We start from the raw sequence: 2,509 nt of genomic DNA, 5'->3' as shown, positions 1-2,509 counted from the left end.
ACCATAGAGTTTGGATTGCGGTTTATCGCCGTCGTCGACCACCACGCAGCGCCCGACAAAATCGCGGTGATGCGCGCGCTGGGTGCAGAGATCCGTTATGTCGACGGCAATTACAAGGAAGACGAAGTGGCTGTTGTCGAGCGCCAGCGTCTGGCCGCAGAACTGGCCAGCCAGATCCCCAACGCCGTGTTCATGAACCAGTCCGACAATGTCGCGAACGCGGGCGGTTACTTCGACTTTGTTCGCGAGGTCATTGAGCAAGTCGAAGGCCCTGTGGGCGCTTACGTGGGTTGTGTCGGCACCGGAGGATCCATGACGGGGATCGCAAGTGGATTGAAACTGCACAATCCCCGCACCAGGACCATCGCGGTTGAGCCCGCCGGTTCGATTATTTTTGGGCAACCCGGCCGTCCTTACTACCAGTCGGGTACGGGCACCCCGCAAGGCGATACCGTCGGCCTGGTACTTGACTACAGCTGCATTGACCTGGGTGTGCAGGTCACGGACTCGCAGGCTTTTGAAACTGCCCGTTATATGGCCCGCCACACCGGCCTTCTGGTCGGCGGATCAACCGGGGGTGTCATCTACAAGGCGCTCGAAATGATCCATGGGGGCCAGATTGCCGGGAACGTCGTTGCTGTCGTGGCAGACGGCGGGGAAAAATACCTTCACACGGTTTTCAGCGAAGCCTGGCTCAAGGAGCGCGATCTTCTCGATCCCAAAATCTGGGAGCGGCTGGACGGGTGGCTCGCGCAGGACAACGCGGAGGAGGCACCCAGTGCCGTCCCCCGCCTGAGCATCGCATGATGGAAGCTGCGGGACACCAGGACGCTTGTCGGCCGCTTCGTGTGGCCGTGTGTGGCGGGGGCCGAACAGGCCACCTGAACGCTGTGTTGTTCAGGCAGCTTCCGGGCGTGAAAGTGTCGCTGCTCACCAGCCGCAGAGAAGTGATTGACTCCCATCGCCGTGGTGACGCCATCAGCGCGCTGCTGCCGGATGGCAGCTCGCGCACCGCGCGGCCGGATGTGGTGAGCTGTGAGCCGGCCGAGGTTGTTGCGGATGCAGATGTGGTGATCATCACTGTGCCAGCCCACGTGAGACCGGCCCTGCTGCAGAAGATTGCACTGCATCTGCCGGCGGACAAGCCTGTATATGTGGGGGCTATTCCCGGGTTTTGCGGTTTTGACTGGTTGGCCGAAAAAGCGCTGCGGAGCCGGCCCAATGCCGTTATCTGGGGCATGAAGGACGTTCCACATACAGCCTATGACCTCCAGCCCGGCGTTTCGGTCAGGATGGGCGGCCCCAAAAGCACGCTATATGTCGGAACGCACGAGCGGGAAGCCAACAGCGCGCGCGCTGAGTTGCTGGCGCATCTGCGAAGGCTGTATGCGGCGCCGGTGGAGCTGCTGGCGCACTATCTGGAAATCACCCTGACGCCTGGCAACCCGATCATGCACAGCTCGGTGGTATACGGACTCATTGGGCCCTACGGGCAGTGGCACAAGCGAGCCTTTCCCGCGCGCATGTGCTGGTGGACGGACTGCACCGAACTTGGCGCCTACTTCCTGGAACGTAGCGACCAGGAGAGTCTGATGCTCTGCAAGGCCATCGAACAGCGGCTGGGCCTTGACCTGTCTTCGGTCAAGCCGTTAAAGCAGGAAATCATCGAAGCCTATGGCGACCAGATCCGCGAGCAGGATTCCATGCTGTCGGTGCTGCGTACCAACCAGGCTTATGACGCCATAGAGGCGCCCCTTGTTCCGGCGCCCGGCGGTGCCGGCTACGCCATTGATACCGAAAGCCGGGCATTTCACGAAGACGTGGCCTATGGTCTTTCCCTTCTCGTCGCCATGGCCGGGCGGATGAAAGTGCCCGTGCCCCACATCACGGAGATATTCAAATGGAATGTTTCCTATATGAATGGATTGCGCGCCTCCGCGCTGGATTATTTCCCCGAGCACTGGCCCGCCTGACACCTGTTTCTTCGAACCGATGCCGAACCTTATGAAAAACAATCCTGCCTTGTCCCCAATGAAGCCTGCCGCCGTTCCCGCACCCGGGGAGGGTGTGAAGGCGTTTTCACGGGCCAATGCCTTGCGCCGCGTGGTGCGATGCCTGTTCGCCGAGAAGATTCTGGACAAAAACCTGCTGGTGTTCGCCCCGCACGGCCACTCGGCCTGGGTCCCTCTTTGGGACAAACATGCGTTGGTTTTTTTCGAGAACCTCTGGGCGGCTCCCGCCGACACCTTTATCAACCGCGGCGCCATCACCCTCATCGGTGCAGGGGGTGCCAGAACGCCGGTTGAAACACCCGACCACCTGATTGACCTGCTGCGAAGCTGCTTTGACTTTTCACCGGGCGATGATGGTGTGGAGAAGCTGAAAGCGGACATGGCCAACAGCATCCAGAACGACGCACTGGCTCGTGGTTACCGGCAGGGCTGGAATCAACGCCTGAAGCAGTTGATGGATTCGACCGGTGCCGGCGGACTCGTTGACTACCTGCAGC

2 protein-coding genes and 1 pseudogene are annotated in these 2,509 nt (G+C 60.8%); all 3 read left to right on the top strand.

Annotated features, from left to right (window positions below; translation table 11 throughout):
• Positions 1-807: pyridoxal-phosphate dependent enzyme (locus tag AC1D0Z_RS19525; RefSeq protein WP_477659836.1), on the top strand; the 807-nt coding region annotated here is incomplete at its 5' end.
• 83 nt (positions 808-890) lie between these two features.
• Entirely contained in the window at positions 891-1,973 is a 1,083-nt protein-coding gene (locus AC1D0Z_RS19520) for an NAD/NADP octopine/nopaline dehydrogenase family protein (RefSeq protein ID WP_477659835.1), read from the top strand.
• A gap of 58 nt (positions 1,974-2,031) precedes the next feature.
• A pseudogene (locus AC1D0Z_RS19515) lies at positions 2,032-2,509 on the top strand (IucA/IucC family protein); the annotation flags it as partial.

It is taken from the genome of Polaromonas sp. P1_E3, from assembly GCF_056405935.1.
This window is presented reverse-complemented; position numbering and strand designations above follow the sequence as displayed.